The 579-nt window shown below is 34.7% G+C and carries 1 protein-coding gene; it reads left to right on the plus strand.

Annotated elements, in window-relative coordinates; all coding sequences use genetic code 11:
* A partial coding sequence (locus SORDD16_RS09945; RefSeq protein WP_061453293.1) for an SAM domain-containing protein occupies window positions 1–288 on the plus strand: 288 nt, incomplete at its 5' end.
* Between the last annotated feature and the right edge of the window lie 291 nt (window positions 289–579).

A 579-nucleotide genomic window follows, 5' to 3' on the forward strand; every position in this document is an offset into this window, starting at 1 on the left:
AAGCAGTTGGCTTATCTGAAGAAACATGAAGAGGAGATAAAAGATTTTGTAAAATCTCAGAGTCCAAAGATTGAATCTGTTCAGATTGCTTGGAATGAAACCAAGTGGGAAAAAGTTGGGAATGGGACTCCTCAAGGGGGAGGTGAGGTTGTTAGTATTTTTGGTGAATTTAATAATTTAAAAGATTCAGACTGGAATGTTTTGATAGAAATCAAAGATGGAAACGTTGATTTGGAAAGCATGGGTATTAGCAATGGTATAAGATTAGGAGGAGAACTTTTTGACTAACAGTAACTTAAAAACCTTTGATAATTTTTACTCAAATTTAATATTACTCATACTCTACTAACTTAGAATACTTGCCAAAAGTATTTTTTTTACAATTATGATACAATAAACTTATATTCCGCTATATAGGAGGAAAGAGATGAAAAGACGTACTTTGGTTTGGCTAGTTATAGCCCTTGTAGTATTTGGAGGAGGCGCATGGATGGCACAGGAAACAAATCTATTTGGAGGAATAACTCTGAGTCCGCGAGCTAAACAGTTGGCTTATTTGAAGGAGCATGAAGATGAGAT

The sequence above is a fragment of the Streptococcus oralis genome (assembly GCF_001578945.1).
GTDB lineage: Bacteria > Bacillota > Bacilli > Lactobacillales > Streptococcaceae > Streptococcus > Streptococcus oralis_Q.